1 protein-coding gene is annotated in these 535 nt (G+C 35.0%); it reads left to right on the forward strand.

The annotated features are described in order from the left end of the window. Window positions 1-535: Eco57I restriction-modification methylase domain-containing protein (locus ACFIN0_RS10180; protein ID WP_375702499.1), on the forward strand; the 535-nt coding region annotated here is incomplete at both ends.

The following is a 535-nucleotide window of genomic DNA, read 5'->3' on the forward strand; positions in this document are numbered from 1 at the left end:
TAGCAGCCATTAATATCGAAGCAACCTATCATGGTCTTATGAAAGGAAATTATATCCCTTTCAAGCATATTGGTTTGGCTGATACGTTTCAGACGCTAAAAAAGCAAGATCTAATACAACGTCTATTAAAGGAAAACAGTGAATATTTAGAACTTCAGAAAAATCTCAATATTGAAGTTATTTTTGGCAATCCTCCTTATTCAACTGGTCAAAAAAGTGCTAATGATAATGCAAAGAATACGCCTTATCCGATATTAAATAACCGTATTGGTGAAACTTACGCCGCTCAATCTAAAGCAAGCCTTATGCGAAATCTTTATGATAGTTATATTCGTGCCATTCGCTGGGCAAGTGACCGTATAAAAGATTGTGGTGTGATTGGTTTTGTTACAAATGCAAGTTATATAGATACAAAATCTATGGATGGTTTACGCAAATGCCTAGTTGAAGAATTTTCAAGCCTTTATATTTTCCATTTACGGGGTAATCAACGAACCTCTGGAGAACTTTCGCGAAAAGAAGGTGGTAAGATTTT

Source organism: Bartonella sp. AA89HNZF (assembly GCF_042196905.1).
Taxonomy (GTDB): domain Bacteria; phylum Pseudomonadota; class Alphaproteobacteria; order Rhizobiales; family Rhizobiaceae; genus Bartonella.